This is a genomic window from Mesorhizobium abyssinicae (assembly GCF_049887195.1).
In the GTDB taxonomy this organism is placed as follows: Bacteria; Pseudomonadota; Alphaproteobacteria; order Rhizobiales; family Rhizobiaceae; genus Mesorhizobium; species Mesorhizobium abyssinicae.
In genome coordinates, this window is record NZ_JARAKC010000133.1 from 1 (window position 1) to 397 (window position 397).

The window sequence follows — 397 nt, forward strand, 5'->3', positions numbered from 1 at the left end:
ACCGGGGCCTACGTTCTTCTTGTACTCGTCAACCGCCCGGCTCAGCACCGCGGGTTCCATCTGGGCAATGCCCTTGCCGAAGGTCTGACTGAGCCAGCTGTTGAAACGACCCAAAGTACTCCGATAGACTTTTAGCGTGTCTTTTCCGTACCTGCTTGCAGCTGCCCGACATGCATCTTCGATCACCTGGTTGTCTTCGCTGACCGAGCGCGATCTAGCTATAGAATCAAGACCGCGGTAGATGCCAGACGAGCGAGTTGACGCGGATTCCGGCGTTGGCCACATAGTCGCGTCAAAATCAGACGGAATCTGCGGCGACCAATTCGAGCCGGAGCCGGCAGGTTCCCGCCGCTCAGCTTGGTCCACCTCCTGCCAAAGTTGCGACTGATCGTAACTT

1 protein-coding gene is annotated in these 397 nt (G+C 57.4%); it reads right to left on the reverse strand.

All coding sequences use genetic code 11. The annotated features are described in order from the left end of the window. Nucleotides 1-397: hypothetical protein (locus PU724_RS33970; RefSeq protein ID WP_426213861.1), on the reverse strand; the 397-nt coding region annotated here is incomplete at both ends.